General features: G+C 44.8%; 14 protein-coding genes. 9 read left to right on the top strand and 5 right to left on the bottom strand.

All coding sequences use genetic code 11. From position 1 onward, the window contains the following. Nucleotides 1-8: 8 nt before the first annotated feature. From HGH47_RS04695 to fusA, 3 genes are all read right to left on the bottom strand, one after another. Nucleotides 9-176 (bottom strand): hypothetical protein, encoded by a 168-nt coding sequence (locus HGH47_RS04695; RefSeq protein WP_016522731.1) that lies wholly within the window; start codon nt 174-176, stop codon nt 9-11. Between the two features lie 466 nt (nt 177-642). Continuing rightward, nucleotides 643-1,326: a hypothetical protein gene (locus tag HGH47_RS04690; protein WP_432910699.1), complete on the bottom strand. Its 684-nt coding sequence runs from the start codon at nt 1,324-1,326 to the stop codon at nt 643-645. A gap of 10 nt (nt 1,327-1,336) precedes the next feature. After that, entirely contained in the window at nt 1,337-3,427 is a 2,091-nt protein-coding gene (fusA, locus tag HGH47_RS04685) for an elongation factor G (protein ID WP_212565865.1), read from the bottom strand. A 205-nt stretch (nt 3,428-3,632) separates the two neighbouring features. On the opposite strand from fusA, the gene HGH47_RS04680 reads away from it, so the two are divergent. From HGH47_RS04680 to HGH47_RS04650, 7 genes are all read left to right on the top strand, one after another. After that, nucleotides 3,633-4,610 (top strand): helix-turn-helix domain-containing protein, encoded by a 978-nt coding sequence (locus HGH47_RS04680; protein WP_212565866.1) that lies wholly within the window; start codon nt 3,633-3,635, stop codon nt 4,608-4,610. A 774-nt stretch (nt 4,611-5,384) separates the two neighbouring features. After that, nucleotides 5,385-6,002 carry an MptD family putative ECF transporter S component gene (locus HGH47_RS04675; protein WP_212565867.1) on the top strand — a complete coding sequence of 206 codons (618 nt, stop codon included), beginning with the start codon at nt 5,385-5,387 and terminating at the stop codon, nt 6,000-6,002. A 5-nt stretch (nt 6,003-6,007) separates the two neighbouring features. After that, the gene (locus HGH47_RS04670) at nt 6,008-6,673 is read left to right on the top strand and encodes an energy-coupling factor transporter transmembrane component T family protein (RefSeq protein ID WP_212565868.1); all 666 of its coding nucleotides are present in this window, start codon (nt 6,008-6,010) and stop codon (nt 6,671-6,673) included. 18 nt (nt 6,674-6,691) lie between these two features. Next, nucleotides 6,692-8,302, top strand: a complete 1,611-nt coding sequence (locus HGH47_RS04665; protein ID WP_432910694.1) for an ABC transporter ATP-binding protein — start codon at nt 6,692-6,694, stop codon at nt 8,300-8,302. A 220-nt stretch (nt 8,303-8,522) separates the two neighbouring features. Next, on the top strand, nt 8,523-8,750 hold the full coding sequence (locus HGH47_RS04660) for a NifU family protein (RefSeq protein ID WP_432910691.1): 228 nt from the start codon (nt 8,523-8,525) through the stop codon (nt 8,748-8,750). 254 nt (nt 8,751-9,004) lie between these two features. Continuing rightward, a complete protein-coding gene (locus HGH47_RS04655) occupies nt 9,005-13,660 on the top strand; it encodes an Ig-like domain-containing protein (RefSeq protein ID WP_432910688.1) in 4,656 nt (1,551 codons plus the stop codon). Between the two features lie 169 nt (nt 13,661-13,829). Further along, nucleotides 13,830-15,275, top strand: a complete 1,446-nt coding sequence (locus HGH47_RS04650) for a small ribosomal subunit Rsm22 family protein (protein ID WP_432910685.1) — start codon at nt 13,830-13,832, stop codon at nt 15,273-15,275. Nucleotides 15,276-15,379: 104 nt separating this feature from the next. On the opposite strand, the gene HGH47_RS04645 is transcribed toward HGH47_RS04650, so the two are convergent. After that, the gene (locus tag HGH47_RS04645) at nt 15,380-17,011 is read right to left on the bottom strand and encodes a phosphomannomutase/phosphoglucomutase (protein ID WP_432910682.1); all 1,632 of its coding nucleotides are present in this window, start codon (nt 17,009-17,011) and stop codon (nt 15,380-15,382) included. A 107-nt stretch (nt 17,012-17,118) separates the two neighbouring features. Here HGH47_RS04645 and HGH47_RS04640 point away from each other — a divergent pair, with 107 nt between their 5' ends. Further along, nucleotides 17,119-18,108 (top strand): M23 family metallopeptidase, encoded by a 990-nt coding sequence (locus HGH47_RS04640; protein WP_432910679.1) that lies wholly within the window; start codon nt 17,119-17,121, stop codon nt 18,106-18,108. 126 nt (nt 18,109-18,234) lie between these two features. After that, a complete protein-coding gene (locus HGH47_RS04635; protein ID WP_432910676.1) occupies nt 18,235-19,578 on the top strand; it encodes an ATP-binding protein in 1,344 nt (447 codons plus the stop codon). Nucleotides 19,579-19,689: 111 nt separating this feature from the next. Here the strand turns inward: HGH47_RS04635 and HGH47_RS04630 are convergent, their stop codons facing one another. Beyond that, on the bottom strand, nt 19,690-21,033 hold the full coding sequence (locus tag HGH47_RS04630; RefSeq protein ID WP_432910673.1) for an MATE family efflux transporter: 1,344 nt from the start codon (nt 21,031-21,033) through the stop codon (nt 19,690-19,692). Between the last annotated feature and the right edge of the window lie 11 nt (nt 21,034-21,044).

Here is a 21,044-nt window from a genome sequence, read left to right as displayed (position 1 = left end):
AATATCTCCTACTTACTCTGCCCGTTGTTATTAGGCGCATGATTCGGATTCAACTGAGCGCCGCGATTACCTTGATTTTTATCATAGGTAATATTGGTTCCGTTAGTTCCTTTGTTGGCATTTTGGATATCCGCAGGATGATTCTTTCCCGCCGGACGTTTTGTCGTATTCGGCATTTTTGCCCTCCTTTTTCGTTAAGGTGTCCCAAACTATGGAATTGATTCATGTTTAGAACTTTTCTTCCATTATACCCCCCCCCCCCCTCAAAAGTCAAGAGAAAAACAAAAATGAGCTGGGGAAAACGCATCAGGCCGTTTTTTTAACAGCCCCGCGGAAAAATTGAGACTATTCGAACAGAACTGCCAAGGATGGCATCGCTAAACAATGTACATCCTTGTACATTGTTTAGCTTCGAGTTTTCCTGATGAAAAACTCGATACTGTTTGGAACCACTGACTTCCTGTCAGTACAGCGATGTTTTGTGCGCGCACAAAACTCGCCTTCAACTGTTGTACACGGATGTACAACAGTTGAAGATGGTTCAAATGGTCACCGCATAAAAAAAGCCCTGCCGAACGTAATCGACAGGGCTTTCTGCAATAGTTTTTATAGCTACGGCACTGAGCAGGGCTATAAGGAAAGTTATTTTTCCGCTAAAAGCATTGTTTTGGTGTCAAGCTTGCAGCCGGTATCAAAATTCGCTTTACCGCGGGCTTTCAGCGCGTATATTTTAATCGCTTCCGGCGACGGTTCCAAATACAGGATAACATCAAGATCGTTGGCATAAGGCTTTAAGTCGGGGTGGATCGCCTTTTCGCGTACATCGGCGGAAGCCGTATACCAGACGAACATACCGGTTTCTTTGGCAAAAGCCTTTATTTGCTGAATCGCTTCGGGAACCGCTTTAGAAAAATCGAAATCATCGATCATCAGTGCGGAAGGCTTTGAACCTACTTCAAACAGCGCCTTTACGGTCTTGATAATCTGAGTGGTACGCACGATATCTTGATTAAAATTGAGTACGATGCGCCGTGCGATAACTTCAGATTTTAATTCAGCAGCTTTTTCAAGGTGTTTTTTCTCGGCTGTTTCGTCAAACATATTGTTATACCATGTAATGGCATAATCGGTTTGCTGACTGAACGAGATATGTACAATCGGTTTACCTTGCAGCAGCTGATCCAATCCGAGCTGAACCAGCATGGAAGTTTTTCCAACGCCTCTTTTAGCCGTTACAATACCGATTTCCCCCGGTTGTAACGCCCCTCCGAGCGCTTTTTCAAAATTACGAACAGCGCTGCGTTCGATTAAATCCTCTTTAACCATTTCCCGCCTCCTATTTTTGTTGTTCCGCTTTGCGTTTTTCTTCGTACGCTTTAATTAAAGCTTCCGTAACGCTTTGGGGAGCTTTGCCGTACTTCGCAAATTCCATTGAGTATTCTGCTTTACCCTGTGTTGAAGAGCGCAAAATGGTTGAAAATCCGAACATTTCGCTTAACGGGACTTCCGCGTCAACGCGGGTAAACTGTTCATCTTCAGTGGACGAAAGTATTATACCACGACGTTGGTTAATAAGTCCAAAGATATTTCCTTGAAATTCCTGCGGGCCTTCGATTGAAACCTTCATAATCGGTTCGAGAACGATCGGATTTGCTTTTTTGTACGCTTCGCGGAAAGCGCCGATAGCTGCGGCTTGGAATGCCATATCGGAAGAGTCTACCGGGTGTGTTTGACCGTCGTTAATGGTAACCCGTACGCCGACAATCGGGAAGCCGATAAGCGTGCCCTTCTTAACGGCCGCTCTAAAGCCCTTATCGCAAGACGGAATAAATTCCGAAGGAATGGCGCCGCCTTTAATTTGATCGACAAACTCGTAGTCTTGCTCGGAGGTAGGTTCGATAAAGCCTGCAACACGGCCGAACTGACCGGAACCGCCCGTCTGCTTTTTATGGGTGTAGTTAAAGTCCGCACGCTGGCTGATTGCTTCGCGGTAGGCAACCTGCGGCATACCGGTTTCTACCTCGCACTTGTATTCGCGGCGCATCCGTTCGATATATACATCCAAATGGAGTTCACCCATACCTTGAATAATCGTTTCGTTCGATTCCGGATCAACGTATGTGCGGAAGGTCGGGTCTTCTTTGGTAAAGCGGTTTAATGCCTTGCCCATCTGGTCGGCGGATTTTTTATCCTTGGGGGTAACCGAAAGCGAAATAACCGGATCGGGAACGAACATGGAGCTCATGGCGTAGTTGAGGTCGCCGCCGCAGAACGTATCGCCCGATGCGCATTCGATACCGAAGAGCGCAACGATGTCTCCCGGGCCGCCTTCGGAAATATCTTCCATTTCGGCAGAGTTCATGCGGACAAGACGTCCAACCTTGAACTTTTTGCGTGAGCGGGTGTTGTACAATTCACCGCCTTTTTTCAGCGTTCCCTGATAGATACGCACATACGTCAACTGACCGTATTTTCCATCCTCCAGCTTAAAGCCGAGCGACACAACCGGATCATCGGGGTTGGAGGTCAGCACAACGGGTTCTTCATTTTTATCCAAATCGAGCGCCTTATTGGTAATTTCCGTCGGATTGGGCAAGTAGTAGGTAACGGCATCGAGCAATGGCTGGATACCTTTGTTTTTATAGGCCGAACCGAGGAATACCGGCACAAAGGCTTCTTTTAAAGTACCGACACGTACCGCTGCACGAATCATCTCTTCCGTTTCGGCGCCTTCAAGATATGCTTCTGCAAGCTCATCGGAGAACATCGAAGCCGCATCGATCATTTCCTCGCGATATTTTTTTGCATCATCAAGAAGGTGTGCCGGGATTTCGGCCACGCGGAGCTCGGTACCGCTGTCTCCTTCAAAATAAAGCGCCTTCATCGTTACGAGGTCGATAACGCCTTCGAGTTTATCCTCAAGGCCGATTGGGAGCTGCATCATGTAAGCGTTGAGTCCCAGTTTTTCGCGCAGCTGCATCCGCACCTTTAACGGATTAGCGCCGGTTCTGTCGCACTTGTTAACAAAGGCAATACGCGGAACATGGTAGCGTTTAAGCTGGCGGTCAACGGTGATAGACTGAGACTGTACACCGGCAACGGAGCAAAGTACCAAAATAGCGCCGTCCAAAACACGCAATGAACGTTCAACTTCGATAGTAAAGTCAACGTGTCCGGGCGTGTCGATAACGTTAATGGTGTGGTCTTTCCATGTTACCTGTGTCGATGCGGACTGAATGGTGATACCGCGCTCCCGTTCCAATTCCATATTGTCCATAACGGCGCCGACACCATCTTTTCCGCGTACCTCATGAATGGTATGAATACGGTCGCAATAAAACAAGATACGCTCTGAAAGGGTTGTTTTTCCCGAGTCGATATGCGCACTTATACCGATATTTCTCATTTTTGAAATATCACTACTCATAATTCTTCTACCTCATTTCTAATAGATTTTTTTACGTCACAAAAACCGACAGCTAAAAATATCAATTTTCGTAAGCTGCCTGTAAGCAAGATTATAAATTATACTGGAAACGGTTTTGGATTGCAAGAGTAAAGTTTTTTAAATTCATTTTTTATTGACATATATAGAGATTGTATATACTCTTAAAAAAAAGCGAAGGTCTAATATGAACTCTTGTGTACACGCAACCGAATGGCACGGGACACGCGCCGCTATTATATCTAATACCAATTTGATAACGGAATATGCTATCAACTGCGATACACCGAACGGGCGTATGAAAACCTTTCATTTATTTCCGGGGATTGATTATGCACTTACAACTTTTGAAGCAGCCTCATGTGATTACCGAAAAGAGCCGGTACCGAATATTCTGGAAATAGCCTATTGCAAATCAGGCAGGTTTGAATGCGAATATAAAAGCGGTTATTTTACATATATCGGTGAAGGTGATTTTGCCATCGGTGTTTTGGAAGCTCAAACCGAAAAGCCTTATTTCCCGTTAGGATATTACACCGGCTGTACAATCATTATCGATGTCAAAAAGACAGGTATGGTTTTTCAGAATACTATCGAAGGCATATCCATTGACCTAGCGGCACTACTGCAAAACTATTGTCCCGACAATAAATGCGCAGTTATTAAAACACCGCCAATGCTGCTCCGTATATTCAATGAATTATATGAAGCATCCCAAGATTGCCGCTTTCCCTCTGATACAACAAACGGCTACCTGCGGCTGAAAGTTTTAGAGCTGTTGTTTTTATTGCAGCACTATAAACCGCAAAAGCAGTCTGCGGCACATACCTGTTTTTCAGGAGTATATATAAAAAAGATAAAAGCGATTAAAGCTGATATTACGGAACACTGGAGCGAAAATCCGCGGTTAAAAGATTTGTCGCAAAAATACGGCATCGGTTTAACGGTAATGAAAGACTGTTTTAAGGCGGTATACGGAAAACCGATCTATGCTTTTCAAAAAGAATACAAAATGCAAAAAGCGGCGCAGCTATTACACACTACGGAAAAATCGATTACGGAAATCGCCTCCCTAATCGGATACGAAAATCCAAATAAGTTTTCTTCCGCTTTTAAGAATACATTCGGATGTTCTCCGCGGGAATACCGCCGGAATAATTTATAATTGATAATTTGTAATGGATAATTATTTTGGGCGTTCCGGTTCCCGTCGGGCTTTACGCTTATAGCTTTTTGCTGCGTTTGTATCATTTCAGCAGTGTTTCTCCTCACGTCGAAAACTGCATTTGACTTCTTTCGGCAGCAAAAAGGCTATCGCTGCAATCCCTAACGCAACGTCAAAAATGTACATCCTTGTACATTTTTGACTGCGAGTTTTGCCTTACGTCAAAACATCGCGTCTGTCTAATACCGGCGGCATCCGTGCCGCTTTTGAAAATCCTCGACGTATCAAAACTGCCAAGGATGGCAGTGGTTTCAAACGGAATCGAGTTCGCACTGCGAACTCGCAGACAAAGAATGTACACGGATGTTCATTCTTTGTCGTGCCTGCGGGTGTTTTTTGTGCACTCCTAGCATCTGTACCATCTATTTCAAAAGGCTAACGGAAGGTCTATCCTCAAGCCTCTCTTCTGTGCGAAATTTTGCATAAAATTTCGCACATTTTTCCATCAAAGGGGTAAACGCATCAGGCAGAATAGATATAAATCGCGGAAAAATTGAGACTGTGAGACCATTTGAACCGCAAAGAGGTTCAACTCTGGTCGAATAGTCTCAATCTTTCTGCGGGGATATTAAAAAAACAGCCTGATGCGTTTGCCTGGCCAATTTTCACGGCTTTTCGGATAGGTTTTGACTGAATGGAGTGGAAAACAGCTGTTCATTGCCGCTATAGTATTCTCTTGAGTTAGCAGATGTTAACTCAAGAGGAGGAACTAATATGGAAGTAAAAACAGACGGTTCAGCACGGCTGCGGTTAAAGGATATTATCACACTTTCGATTTTTAATATCGCGATGCTGGTGATTATGGTTATCGTTAAGATGGTGATGACAATAGCGGCAACGCCCGCACTCGATTACCTTTTTTACGTCGGCGTGATGGCTTTTTTCTGCGCACCGCTCTACATTGTTATGTCAAACAAAACGGCGAAACACGGAACATTCCTTGTAACGGCAATTTTTTGCGGATTGATGATGGCTGCATTCGGCTCGGCATGGTTTTCTGCAGTGATGCTTGTAGTAGGTCTCATCTGCGAGCTTTTGATGCTTGGTAATAATACCTACAAAAATCCGGTGCGGAACGGTATCGGCTATGTGGTATATTGGACGCTGTACGCATGGGGCAGTTCAATTCCGCTGTTCTTTTTTAAGGAGCGGTATTTGAAGAGCTTAGGAGATTCATATACCGAAGAAGGGAAACAGGTGTTGATTCGTTTTTACGGTTCGCTCGATATGATGCTGCTTATCGGTTTGATTTCGGCGGCGCTTGCGGCCGCAGGATTTTGGATCGGTATGCTGTTTTTCAAAAAACATATTAAAAAAGCAAAGTTAGCGTAAAGTCAGTGCGGAATCTCGACCCTCGAACACACCTTGTTGTTATGCTGTGCGCCACGTCTGTTTGGTTTTTCTACGAGCGGATTGGACAAATGCATTGCCTGTGCCTGCTGGCAGGCTGTTATCTGCTGCAGGTGAAGGAGGGGCGGACGGCAGGGCGTTTGTGCTTTTTCTATACTATTCTCCAAGTACTTGCCCGGATCTGTGCGCCGCATACAGCGCTGCTCTATGTGATCCTGCATACCCTTGCCCGATCAATTCCGCTCGTGATGTTCGCTGCCGCCATTGTAAAAAGCAATCCGAGCAGGCTGATGGCAAGCTGGCAAAGCCTGCATATTCCTAAGTCCGTGACGATTATGCTCTGTATGATGATGCGCTTTTTTCCGGTACTGCGAAAAGAGATGGCATCGATTCGAGAGGGAATCAAAGCACGGAGCTTGTTTCCGCATTGGCATGATTATGTCCGTCATCCGGTTGTTGTGTATGAAAGTTTTTTTGTTCCGTTTACCGTTCGCTGTTTAAAGCTGTCGGCAGAATTGGGTGCAACGGCGGAACTGCGCGGTTTGGACGCTCCTCAAAAACGAAGCAGCATGTATGCCGCTCCGCTGTCTGTCTACAACTACCTTACGGTTGGACTATACGGTACCGCAATGGTTCTCATTGTCATTGTGTAAAATACGGTTGCGATGTCTATGATTACGTTTTGTGATGTATCGTTTTGTTATGGGGAAGCGGAGCTTGCGGCAGGGAATCGGCAGGATGCTTGCATTGAGGGAATGTCCTTTGATATACGGGACGGGGAATGCGTTATTTTGTGCGGAAGATCAGGGGCGGGGAAAAGTACTGTGTTGAGGCTGATCAACGGTTTAGCTCCGGCATTTTACGAGGGAACACTGCATGGTTCGGTGCTGGTTGCCGGGAGAGAACCTGCGTCTATGCCGCCTGAGCAGCGAGTGCAAACATTCGGGGTTGTGTTTCAAGACCCGCGCAGTCAATTTTTTATGAACAGTGTGCAGGATGAAATTGCGTTTTCCGCAGAAAATATCGGCATGGAGCCGATGTACGTGGAAGAAAAGGTACGAGAAGCGGCTGTACTTCTTAACATAGAGCCGCTGTTATGCCGAACCGTTGATACCCTATCGGCAGGGCAAAAACAACGGGTAGCGATTGCAGCAGCGCTCATTTTATCGCCTCAAATCCTGATTTTGGATGAGCCTATTTCCAATTTGGATTCGGATGGTATTGAAATTCTTACCGGTCTTTTGGCGGAGATTAAAAAGCGGGGAACAACGATTATCATCAGTGAGCACCGGCTGCACACATTTTTAGGAATTGCAGACTCATTTTTGCATATCGAAAACGGCAGGGCTGCACACCGGTGGACAGCAGATGAGTTTTGCCGTTTGCAGGAAGGTGAGCTACGGCAATTCGGATTTCGCTATCCCGGTATGGCGGAGTTATCTTTGCGAACAAATCACATTCGTACAACGGAAGCGATAGGACAACCTGAAAGCGCCGCACTAAAAGAAACACCGAAAAGAGCCGCAGCAGTAGAAACGTCAACACCGGATCCGGCTGTAAAATTACCGGAAGCGGCAAAAATAGAGCCGGATGTATCGCGAGCTGCTTTATGTGTGTCGAATGTAACGTATCTGTACCGGAACAGACGAGATGTTGGATGGGGATGTCTTGGTAGAGACGGTTCCGGACGGACAATGGAATGCGGTATACGGAATATCAGTCTTACGTTTCCGCAGGGGAGTGTTACTGCACTGACCGGAGAAAACGGCGCCGGTAAAACTACCCTGTGCAAGGTACTGTGCGGACTCCTGCGGCAACAAAACGGTAGTATTACCCTGAACGGACAGAAGCTCTCGTGTGCACAGCGGCGGCGAATGAGCTATTTTGTGATGCAGGATACCGATTATCAGCTGTACTCCGACAGCGTCATCAATGAGCTGCTGTTGGGGTGGAAACCGTCTCAAAACATAAAGAACCGGGCAGAAGAAGCGCTTGAGCTGTTCCGCTTGCAGGCGGTACGGAACCGGCATCCTGCATCGCTCTCCGGCGGAGAAAAGCAGCGGGTGGTAATTGCCGCGGCGTATTGCTCGGAAGCACAGCTCTTTGTGTTCGATGAGCCGACCAGCGGCATGGACGGCGAAGGTCTTTTGAGTATGGCACAGTGGGTTGATGCGCTGGCACAGGCGGGAAAAACCGTTGTCATTATCACCCATGATGAGCTGCTAAGTGAACTCGCTTGTGATTATAGGATAAGGATGAAGGCTGCCGTAGCTATTTCTTAACGCTCGCCCGCGCAGCTTTTACGATAGATTGCTTCTCTTATTAACTATTAACCGCACTTATAGTATAAAAGCTGCTTAATCTGTAACTATTGCCGCTAGATACGGTTATAGCGTATTAGGACTCTTTTAACAATCGGATGTTTTAGAGATGTTTACTCTATAAAGATTTCTATTATATAATATGATAAGCGCATTCTGCGAGCGCAACAAAGGAGAAAATATGACTACAGTCGAACAAATTCAGGAAGCTTTAGGCGTTATTCGTCCTCATTTGCAGGCTGACGGGGGCGATGTGGAATTTGTCTCAATGTCTGATGATGGTGTCGTTTCCGTCCGATTAAAAGGGGCTTGCGGTTCTTGCCCAATGGCTTTGATGACGTTAAAGTCCGGCATCGAAGCTCAATTAAAAGAATCCTATCCTGATGTAAAAAAAGTTGTCTCCGTTTAATGGGAACCTCTAAGAAACTAACCGAGTTTTTAGAGATGCTCAAATATTTTTGCATTGTCCCGGTCTTGATATACTCAAGTTTTCGGTATATTGTATCGATACCCTAGGAGGGTGTTCTTATCATACTGCCCTTCTTCTTAATCTAAAATACTATAAAGTTGTAGCGTGCCGGTACTTTCTACAGGTTTGCCGGAAAAAGCTTCCGTATTATGCGAGAGCCTATTTATTTTATAATTTTATAATAAGGAGCTTCTATGAAAAAGCTACTACTGTGTCTCTGTATGTGTCTCTCTATGGCCGCATTTTTGTCTGCAGGCGGTAAAGTAGAAACCCGTACTGTTGAAAATCCCGAAAGCTGGGACGAATCTTTTGATCTCACTGAAAAAAAGCCGGGTAAGTATAATGTACTTGTTACGGCTGAAGATTCGGCGGGTAATATCGGAGAGTCAGGACCCTTTAATATATATATTGATCCCCGCTCCGATCAGCCGGTTGTGTCTATTACAAACCCCTTCAAAAATATGAATATCACGGGTACTTTTAGTGCCTCCGGGACATGTTTTGATGATGACGGTATTGATTTTATCGAAGTAGCGTTGGATGACAATGAGCCTATTCGTGCAAAAGGCAAGCAGTTTTGGACTCAAACTTTTAATACAGCTGATTTGCAAGAAGGTGTACACCGTATTACTGCATGGGGTACCGACATTAACGGATTAAAGAGCGATGGTGTTTCGGTTGCGTTTAACTTGAATTTGCATACGCCTGAAACTCTCATAACAAGTATGGATGACGGCGCTTTAATTTCCGGTAAACAGGTATTAGGAGGAATCGTACGGGATGGAAACGGCGTGAGTAAGCTGTTTTATTCGTTTGACGCAGGGCAGACCTATACACCGCTTTCTCTTAAATATGATAAAAAAGCGGACGGCTTTTCCTTTAAACTTGACATTGATACACAGAAAATGCCTGAGGGTCCGACCGTATGTTGGTTTAAGGCTATTGATAAATTAGGAGCCGAAGGGATTTCTACGTTCTTATTCTTTATCGATAATACGCCTCCCGTGGTTGATTTCTTTTATCCTGCCCCCTCAGAAATAGTGAGCAGCGTTTTTGGAATAGCAGGATTTGCAAACGATTCGGTAAATCTCAAGTCTTTGTCATGGCGAATGGGAAACCAAACAGGGGATTTTGAACTGGTTAAAGGGAATCCTTATTGGGTCAAAGAATTTGATGTGAGCGGTCTTTCAAATAAAACCGAGACAATTGAAATTACCGCCGAAGATATTGCCGGTAATATTACGAAGGTAATGCGGACAATTACTATTGATAAATCGGCGGATGCTCCGCGTCTTACAATAGTACAGCCGGTTGCCAATGCCGTTATCGATAATAGTATGTATCTTGCAGGTTCAATTGAAAGCGCTTCCGGTGTTTCCGAGATACGCTATAGAATTGATCGAGGTGAGGAAATCACCGTGCCTGTCAACATGAGCGCTTTCGGTGTGCCTATTACCGATATAACGAGCGGGACGCATACGGTTTCGGCTTATGCCGTTAATCCGCAAGGTGTAAAAGGTAATACCGAAACCGTATCTTTCTCGGTACTAGGTACCAAGCCCGTTATCGGACTTGAGGGTTCCTCCGGTGTTGTACAGTCGGTAGCGCCTAATAGCCGGACTTCTGTTACAATAAATGTCAGTGCAGGGGCGGGACTCGATTCTGTTTCGTATGCTATCGCGGATAATGCTGAAAGTTCCGTTTCTATTAAGAAAGGGGCTGCAAATACGCTTATCCGTATTCCGATTGATTCTTCATTCACCGGCAAGGTGGTACCTGTTGCGGTACAAGCTTCCGATGTATATGGCAGAGCGATTGCTCAAACTATTTTAATAGACTCTCAAGCAACGGCGGAAGAAGAAGCTTTTACATGGGCGGAAGGGAATAAATCTTCTGATGGAACTTTTATTTTATCTGATAACAATATTCTAACGGGTGTGTATCGCCCCGCAGGTGGGGCGGAAATTGCTTCCGTCGAATTAGCCGGTTCTACGATACCTTGCGAGTTATCTTTTTCAGGTCATATCATTACTCTCGCAATCACTGAAGAAGGACTATATAAAAATGTACGAATTACTGTTACCGATACGGAAGGTCGTACCTTTACCTCTTCAGGTATTAATGTTCTGATTGACAAAACTGCTCCGGTTATTAACCTTGCGCTTGCCGAAGAACCGCGATTTATAAAGGAATCGCTGGAATTAGCCGGTACAATTTCCGATATTTCCACATTACAGTCGATAACATACACGGTCGGCGATTCCGAAGCCCAACCGCTTCCTTCCGCTAAGTTCTCTCAGCAAATTGCGCTGGGAAATTATCCTGACGGAGTTATCGTCGTGGGCGTACATGCAGTCGATGTGCTTGGACAGAAAAGCTCTGCGTATCGAACCTTCTATAAAAACGCACAGGGACCGAAGGTGTCGCTTATCCTCCCTCGTGAAGGAGATAAGGTGAACGGTTCTATTTTGGTGGCCTTTAAACCGGATAATTATGCTGTGCTTGAAAAAGTCGAGTATAAACCGGAAGGTTCCAACCAGCCATGGGAGCCGATGGAAATTTCTCCGCTTCCCCATAGAATCATCGGTACGGCATCCGCACCGATCGGTAAAGGAATGCTATTCCGATTTACAGATAAAGCGGGGAATGTCTCGACATATAATGACTATCCTTTTGAAATAGACACTGAGGCGGATAAGCCGATTATTGAAGTCCACTTGCCGGAAGAAGATGCTGTTGTGGTAAAAGATTTTGTTCTTTCCGGCATTATAAATGATGATGACGGCGTTTCAAAAGTCTTTTATCAGATTGACAACGGTGCAATAAAATCTCTTGAAGTAAAGAATACCTTTACGGTTCCGCTTGCTTTAACCGATTTCACGGATAATGAACACACTATTTCGATCTATGCCGAAGATATTTACGGCGTTAAGAGCAATGTATTTAAGCGGAAGGTTCGGGTTTCTCTTGAGCCTCCGTCACTTGCGGTTCAATCACCTGCAAGTACATCCGTAGTAAAAGATATTATTTCTATCAAAGGAACTGCAGCCGATAAAAACGGCATCAAGTCAATTGAGGTGTCGCTTGACAATGGGAATACGTATTCTAAGGCAGAAGGAGGCGAAAACTGGCACTACGATTTTAATACCGCTGTGATTGCCGATGGTACTCATGTAGTGTTCATAAAAGCTATAGACCAGTACGGCGAAGAATCTCGAACCTCTACTTTGGTAAACATTGATAATACGGCGCCGGAGCTCAAGTTTGAATACCCAATCCCGGGCGGAAAGTACGATAATGACCTTTTTGTGTCAGGGCAGGTATATGACGAAATCGCTTTAAAAGAAGTCGTTGTTCATATCAAAGGATTACAAGGGCAATCGGTACCGGCAAAGCTTGCAAATACGGTACTGGAGCCGAAGCTTGTCGTCTCCCAAAATATCAATGTTGCAGATCTTCCTGAAGGATCTTATAACCTCGAAATTGTCGGTTCGGATGAAGCAGGAAATGTCACCAATATTGCCCGCAACTTTGTTATTGATCGCAGTAATGATAAAGGAAAGATCGAACTTCTCGCTCCGCTTATGGGAGAAACATTGGTAGGCGAGTTTAATATATATGGAAAGATCTCCAGTACGATTTTCCCTGAATCCGCTACTTTATATATCGATGGTGCGGAACGCGATACTGCCACTATTTCTCCGACCGGTTATTTTAATTTTAGAATAACGCCTGAAGGTATGACCGAAGGAGAGCATAAAATATCAGTTAAAGCGGAAATCGTAAAAAATAAACCGGAAACTTCTGCCGTACATTCGATAGTTTATAAGGCTACCGGTCCGTGGATTACGATTGATAATTTTGCGATGGGTGATTTTGCCGTTGATCGGCCGTATTTGAAAGGCAAGGCAGGATACACTCTTTCCGAAGAAGAGGAGCTGTTACTCAAGGATAAATCTACGGCAGTCGGTGTTCGCGAAGCGCTTGCTGCAAAAAAATTAGTTGCAGTAGAGCTTAGTTTTAATAATGGTAGAACATTTATCCCCCTCGGTTCGAAAGCTAACTGGAAATATCGGCTTGAAACCGGAGATATGGCAGAAGGTGAACATTTCTTGCTCGTGCGTGCCCGAATGGCGAATAATGAAACTGCTGTTTGCCGTATGGTTGTAAGTATTGATAAGACTGCTCCTGTTGTTACCTTGCTTACTCCGGATGAAGGCGGAACGTATAATCAATCTTTGACGTATGCAGGATTAGCAACCGATAATGTTGCAGTTACTAACGTTGCTTTATCTTTACGAAAGGGTGATAAGTACCTTTATGGCATACCAAAGGTCGTACAAGGGTTGCATTTTGATGTCGGGTTCTGGGGCGCTACATTGTGGAACACCGGAGTTGGGTTAAGCTTCTTCGGCAGCAATGTGAAATTACAACTTCATTACGGGCAATTCTTGCCATCGCAATGGGATCTATTCTTTAAGGGCAAAAAGATGCGGTACGGTGGCCATGTCGTCAGTATGAAGATTCTTGCAAACGTATTTGAACTGCCTTTTGAATCTTTTGCAGGACCTGATTGGGCGTGGTTATATATGACCGGCGCTTTAGGGGCAGACTTTTCAGTGTTTACTAAAACACAGAAAGGGACAGCGCAAGTTCTTGCAGCTATGCTTGCGCAGATAGAGTTCCCCCGTGTTAAATTGCCTAAAAAGAAAGTCAAGTATTTTAGAAGCTTTGCTGTGTATACGGAAGGTCAGCTTTGGTTTATCCCAACTGATGTCAGCGGTTCAGCCTCAGTAATAAAGAGTGTGCTTCCGCGTATATCGGTCGGTCTCCGCCTTGATGTGTTCTAAAGAAAATGCAGCGCCTTTGGCGCTGCATTTTCTATTTTAAAAGAGGTTTAGCGAGGGTTTAATACCCGCCATTCCGGCAACGCTCTGTATCAGGATTGTTGATTCCAGTATAAAAGTGCCGCCGTTTGCAAAACAAGCTTATTTCTTCTATACTATAACAACAATGAGTATGCAAAAACCGTTCTACGAAAAATTCGTTAAAAAGCAATCTTCATCTCGTACACAAGATAAAGCCAATCAGATTCAGACAGAAGAAAATCGCCGGAATCAGCAATCAAAAGAAAAAACACAATATCAGCAACCTTCCAGACGGAATTCTAACCGAAAAAATGAGCAACATCGCAAAAAGCAAAGCGGTACGCCTTATATCTTCGGAAAGCCGGTTTTTTCCGAACTGACATCAGAAGCAAAAAATATCTTAGAGCATTTTCCTATGTTGTTGGATCAGGTTTTGTCGCTTGATGCAAAAAAGAAACAACTGTTACCGCAGCACATTCATACGCTCTTCCATGAGCTGACGGACGAACGAAGCAGTAGAAAGACGCACTATTTAAATGATCCGGTAAAGCTGTCGGCATACGCGCACTATTATGTCTGGTGGAATTTAGTGCGGCTTACGAAGCTTCTGCAGAATCTTGATATCCGGCTTGATGATCGCGATTATGTGGCAGACTTTGGTTCGGGGCCGCTTACTTTTGTCTGTGCTTTATGGATTGCAAAACCGGAGCTGCGGAAAAAACGGCTGACATGGTATTGCGTGGATATTTCCAATAAAGCGCTCAGCTTCGGTGAAGAGCTTTTTTTAGCGCTCTGTGCATACACCGGTAAAACAAACGGCAACGGAGAAAGTCCGTGGACGATTAAAAAAGTGTGCGGAGCATTCGGTACGGTATTATCCGAAAAAGTATCGCTGGTAACGGAAGCAAATATGTTCAATGAGATATTTTGGAATACCCCGCTTTCCCTTGATGAGCAAGCCGAAAAAACGCACCGTACTGTTATGCATTATCTCAAGCCCTTCGGTTCGGTTCTTTTTATTGAACCGGGGATACCGCTTGCCGGTGAATTTTTGAGCCTGTTACGGACGCAGTTTTTAGAGTCCGGTTTTTCTCTATCTGCACCGTGTCCTCATCAGGGGACATGCTGTTTTCCAAATCGAGTTCTGCAAACCGGAACAGCAAAAACTCCGATAGCTTTTCATAAATGGTGTCATTTTACTTTTGAAACGCACGATTCACCTGAAAATCTTCTCCGTCTTTCAGACGCTTCACATTTGGGAAAAGAGCGGGCGAGTTTAAGCTTTTTATACGGCACACGGAAAGAAACGCACCATACTGACAGCAAAAGCGCAGATACGGCAAGGAGCACAGCGGCTGCCGCGGATACAACCGGTATACCGGTGCGTATATGTTCGGATATCATCAAGCCGGATCCGCAGACTATCGGCAGATATGTCTGTTCGGAAAAAGGCTTTATGTTTATTACCGGCCATGCGTACAAAGAATCTGTGTTAAACACTGCCGTATCGGGAACGCTGCTTATCCTGCCGGAAGAGTCGGTGAGGCTTCATCAGCGGGATAAAAAAACGCATGCGCTTTTGGTAGAGATACCATAAAAGCGGAGAGAAACAATTAGGTCGAAATTGCCATGGACACCATCATGGTTGACGTATCTACCGTTTCGTTTCCCTGCGCATTCCTCCCTTTCTTCGAGCTTTACTTACTCCAGCGCGCTTATATCGAGTCGGTCAAAACCTTCCAGTAATGTGCGGGCGATGTCTTTCAACTTTACGAGATCGCCTTTTCGGGTGCTTTCGATGTTCAGCGGCATAACGGGGTCGTGCAGGGACAAACGGAGCAGCATCCAGCCCTGTGCTTCCGCGCTTTTAAACGAAATACGCACCCCTTCATACGATGGCGGCAGTTCAAAGCCTGCTTTTTCGGCACGCTCTTTAAATGCTTGTAGGATTGACGTGCCGTATTCTTTAAAATCTTCGCCGCGTATCTTAAAACGCAATTCCGTTTCTTCTACCATCGGCGGGAGCTTTTCAATCAGACTTTCGATATTTTTTCCTGCATATTTTGCGTTCGCAAGCGCCGTTACCAGCTTTACCGCAAGAAAGGCGCCGTCATCGAGGTAGTAATTGTCTTTCAGCGCGCCGTGTCCGGACGTTTCCATCGCCAGCGGGCTGGTAATCCCCTGTTCATTCAATTCGCGGCATTTGTTGATCACGTTTTTGTAGCCGCGCATATACCGCAGATGGATAAGTCCTAGCTCCTGTTCAAGGAAGAAGGTCAGCCGGTCGGAAGTTACCGAATCGGTAACGATGGTGCTGTGCGGGTATTCGGGCGCAAGGATTGCCGCCGTCATTGCGATGATCGCATCGCGGTTGACTTCCGTTCCGTCGGACAGCACTGCCGACATGCGGTCAACATCCGTGTCGAAAATCAGCCCCAAATCGGAATGGCTTTGAACGGTAGCGTTTTTTGCCGCTTCCATCGCCGCCTTGTTTTCGGGATTGGGAATATGATTGGGAAAGGTGCCGTCCGGTTCAAGGAAGCGGCTGCCGCTGATATCGGCTCCAAGTGCTTTTAATACCTGCTTTGCGAAAAAGCCGCCCGCACCGTTCCCTGCATCGACCGCGATTTTTAAGTTTGCAAGCGGCTTTTCGGCATGGAAGTTCAAACCTTTCCGGATGGCGTCTTGCAGGTGTTCCGAATACCGCGCAATTAAATCGAATGGCCGGCATTTCGGGGCGCCGTTGTCTTCGGTATGAGCATGGGCACTTTTGATATTGGGGTGCTGAGTTTCTGCGGTCTGTTGAGCGGTACTATCCGGCGAAACGACAGAACTTTGCCGCGCTGTAGTTGTAGTATTATGTTGTGCGGCGGCAGCATCCAGAGCGGCGGCGCTGCGTAAAATTTCCGTGATGTCGGCGCGTTCAAGTCCGCCGGATTTATCGAAGAACTTGAACCCGTTCCTGTTGAAGGGGAGGTGGCTTGCGGTAATCATAATTGCGCCGTCAAAGTTTGTCTCATCAAAGACAGTCCCCATAAACATTGCCGGTGTGGTAGCAAGCGAGCAGCGCACGATAGTAACCTGCTGCGCCGCAAGCCCTTCGATGAGTGCATTTTCAAGCGCTTCACCGGAAAGCCGGGAGTCCCGCCCGATACCGATTACCAGCGATTCCGTACCTCGTCCTGTTTTAGCGGAAAGCCAGAGCGCAAACGCCGTACCGATGTTCCGGCAGACTTCGGTTGTTAAATTTACGTGTTCGCCGTCAACGCCTTCCAGCGCAACGCCGCGGATATCGCTTCCATTTTGCAGTTTCAAAAAATCATGTTCGTTCATAGTACTTTTATTATACCGAAAAAATACGCTTATAGTAAGGAACTATGCGCGATATTGCTTGATATATAAAACTGCGATACCATCAGAAAGTGAATAGGAACATAAACATGAATAGAAGATTTTTTTTGCGTTTTATTATTTGCTTCGTTTGTATTATTTTGTACGCTGCTGCACAGGTATTTGCGGTTGAGATGATACATTTTCAGGAACAAACGTATAGCGGCTCCGTAACCTATAATGAAACGGCTCAGCCGGGAGACGCAGTATTTGTACGGCTTTCGCTGAAGTTTACCGGTGCTGTGCGCAAGGAAACTTTGAAAAATCCTGCTGCTGTTTTGCAGCTCTTTAAGGGAAAAGAGCAGGCTGCTTCCGCGCAGTTCTTCTTTACAAATCCCCAAAATCGCAGTGCGAAAACGGCGGATATGCTTGCGGGTATTCCGCTTTCGACATGGCTTTCCGGTGAGGAGACGTATTCACTTAAAGTGATTATTTCAACTGAGAATGCACAGAAAAAAGAAATAATGCTACCCTTCAGTATTCAGAAAAAACAATTTGTTTCCGAGCGTATTGTGCTTGATGCAAGAAATACGGGGATTAGAAAAGATGCGAGTCCGGAGCGCCGTGCACAAATTGAAAAACTTAATGCGATTCTTGCAACGATTACACCTCAGGATGTGTACACCCTGAAGCCGTTTACGATTCCGGTAGATTCAAAACGTATAACGTCCGGTTTTGGGGATCGCCGTGTCTTTGAGTACACTGACAAAAAGACAAGCACTTCGCTGCATTACGGAATAGATTATGGAGTGTCGACAGGAACTCCCGTTCATTCCTGTGCCGAGGGAAAGGTTGTGCTGGCGGAAAACCGTATTTCTACCGGCTGGAGTGTGGTGATAGAACATTTGCCGGGGCTTTATAGCCTCTATTACCACATGGATTCGCTGAACGTGCAAGAAGGTCAATATGTCAAACAAGGGGAAAAGCTTGGCCTTTCAGGTGCAACGGGACTTGCAACAGGTCCGCATCTGCACTGGGAGATACGTTTAAATATGGAAGCGGTAAATCCCGAATTCTTTTTGAAAGAGTTTAGTTTTTAGAGGGAAGGGGGGCATCCTCATCTATTACCAAAAAATTAAGGAGCTTGCAAAAAAACAAAATAATGGGTATATTTCTATTAGAAATTATCCATAGACTTTGAAAAAGTCGTAATAGGAATAAGAAAAATGGCTTTTAAGCGGAATGTGTATCTAGATCGTCTCAAAGCAAGAGAGAAAAATGGGCTTATAAAAATCATCACAGGAAGCCGCCGTGCCGGAAAATCCTATTTACTGAACGAGATTTTTTATTCGTATCTTAGAGATAAAGGAATACGAGAAAATCAGATTATAAAATTTGCCTTTGATTCGGATGAATATCTTGATTTCCTCGATTCATATTTTCCGGAAGAATCGTCACGTATTTTGCAGAAAAATGGAACGTATCTTGTAAACGCAAAAAAGTTTAGAGCTTTCATAAAAGATAAAACAAGCGATGAAGCAAATTTTTATCTTCTTCTTGATGAAGTGCAGCTGCTTGAAAATTTTGTAGGAACTTTAAACAGCCTCTTGAGACATTCCAATTTTGATGTGTATGTAACCGGTTCAAATTCGAAATTTCTTTCCTCTGATATTGTTACGGAATTTAAAGGACGTGGAAGTGAAGTTCATATTTTGCCCTTAAGCTTTTCTGAATATTGCGAAGGTTTAAAATTAAAGCCCGAAGAAGCGTGGAAATCATATATTGTAACAGGCGGAATTCCTCTTGTGGCATTGATGAAGACTGATGAGGAGCGTTTTTCGTATCTAAAAAATCTTTGCGAAGAAACCTACTTAAAAGACATCATCGAACACAATAGAATCAGAAAGCAGTCAGCGCTTGCTGAAACTTTTGATATAATTGCTTCTATGATTGGCTCTCCTGTAAATTCCTTAAAACTTGCAAACACTTTTAAGACACTCACAAAAAAAGATATTACCGACTGTACAATTACGACCTTTATTGATTATTTTGAAGACGCATTTTTAATTTCGAAGATAAAAAAATTTAACATCAAGGGGAAAAAGTACATATCTTCGCCATTCAAAATTTATTTTGAAGACATTGGCGTTCGTAATGCTCGTCTTAACTTCCGCCAGATTGAAGAAAGTCATATTATGGAAAATATTTTGTACAATGAACTTCGCTACCGTGGATTTTTAGTCGATGTTGGAGAGGTGCATGTAAACGAGAAGACAGAAAAACGTGATGTAAATGGAAAAAATATTTACGCACAAAAACAGCTTGAAGTTGATTTTGTTGCAAGTTCAGGAAGTCAAAAATTTTACATTCAGTCGGTGTTGAATATGGACTCAAGTGAAAAAGAAATGCAGGAAAAAAAATCTCTTTATAATATTGACGATTCGTTTAAGAAATTTGTAATAACCAAAAATAATTTGAATTCTTCAACCGATGAAAAAGGAATTGTTACGATTAATTTGTTTGATTTTCTAATGGGAGACGGGCTCTCCGTCTCGAATAAGCTCGGCTGATAGTGCTTATACGTTTTACTTTCGACGGCGTAGCTGGTGCTGATGAGTTTTTTTAATCCGAATGCTGCAAAGTTCTGTGCAAAGAATTTGGTAAAATTGCTCCATTCCGGATCAAATCCTTTCCAGTACTTTGTATTCCTTTATAAGCAAAACGAGCGAAAATACCAAAATGACGATGTCGTTTAAGGGGAGCGCCACCCACACGCCGACGACGTTTCCGCCCAGCAATACGGGAACTAAAAGTACCAAGGGAACGATAAGTGCAAGCTGTCTGAACACGACAAGTAAGCCCGCCTGCTTTGCTTTTCCCAACGATTGCAAATACGTGAGTGTCATAATAAGAAGACCGTAGGTGGGAAAAACGGCGAACATAAGACGGAAGTTCGTTATTCCTTTAGCAACGATGTCCGCTTGTGTAATAAATGCCGACAAAATCCCGCGCGCAAAACATTCTATAACGAGCCAAAATACAAGCGACAAACACGTAGAGCCTGCGATAAAAACGTTTGTCAGTTTTTTTACGCGGTCATAATTTTTTGCCCCGTAGTTCGTTCCGACGGCAGGCTGCAAACCTTGACTCATGCCCCACACGGGCACAAAGGCAAGCTGCATAACGCGCAAAGCGGCTCCCATTAAAGCGATTTGATCGGCGCCGCCGTATTTAACCGCCGTATTGTACACGACCGTCATTTGAATGAGCATCATCACTTGCATGAGCATGGCGCTTACACCGACGGCAAAGGTTTCTCCGGTGAGCTTTTTTTCAAGGCGGAGGGCGTGAAATTTAACGACCGGACTTTTGCGCAAAAAGTACCACAGGGTAACGGCGGCTTGCAGCAGTTGCGACACAACCGTAGCGATTGCAACCGCTTGCGGTCCGAATCCGGGCAGCAAGATGATAAAAACCGGATCGAGTATGATATTCAAAATGGCACCGCCTGCCATAATGCCCATAGCAATTCCCATACGTCCTTCGGCGCGCAGCACCATATTGGCGCCTTGCATAAAATTAACAAACACGGAACCGATATACACCGTACGTAAATACGAAACGCCCATATCGAGGACGGTACCTTGCGCTCCGGACAAACGCAAAAATACGGGGGCAAGCGGAATGCCGGCTACCATAACACAGGCGGACATTAAAAGTACTAAAACGCTTAAGTTACCCATAATTTTATCAACCGTTTGCCAATCCTTTGCGCCGATTGCACGCGACAGTATGGAACCCGATCCGATACCGAGCAACACCGCAATGCCGTTGTTAATCAGCACAAAGGGAGACGCTGCAGAAACCGCGCTCATCGCATCCGTTCCCACCATTTGCCCGACATAAATCGAATCGACAAAGGCATATAAGCCGACTACAAACTGTCCCAAAATTGCCGGAAGACTTAACTTAATCATTAAACTCCACGGATTTTTGTTTAATAATTCTTCCCTTACCTCACTCATACATACCCCTT

Origin of the sequence: Treponema sp. OMZ 805, from assembly GCF_050937395.1 — a bacterium.
Lineage (GTDB): Bacteria > Spirochaetota > Spirochaetia > Treponematales > Treponemataceae > Treponema.
Note: the sequence above shows the minus strand (reverse complement) of the source record. Positions and strands in the feature narration are given on the sequence as shown.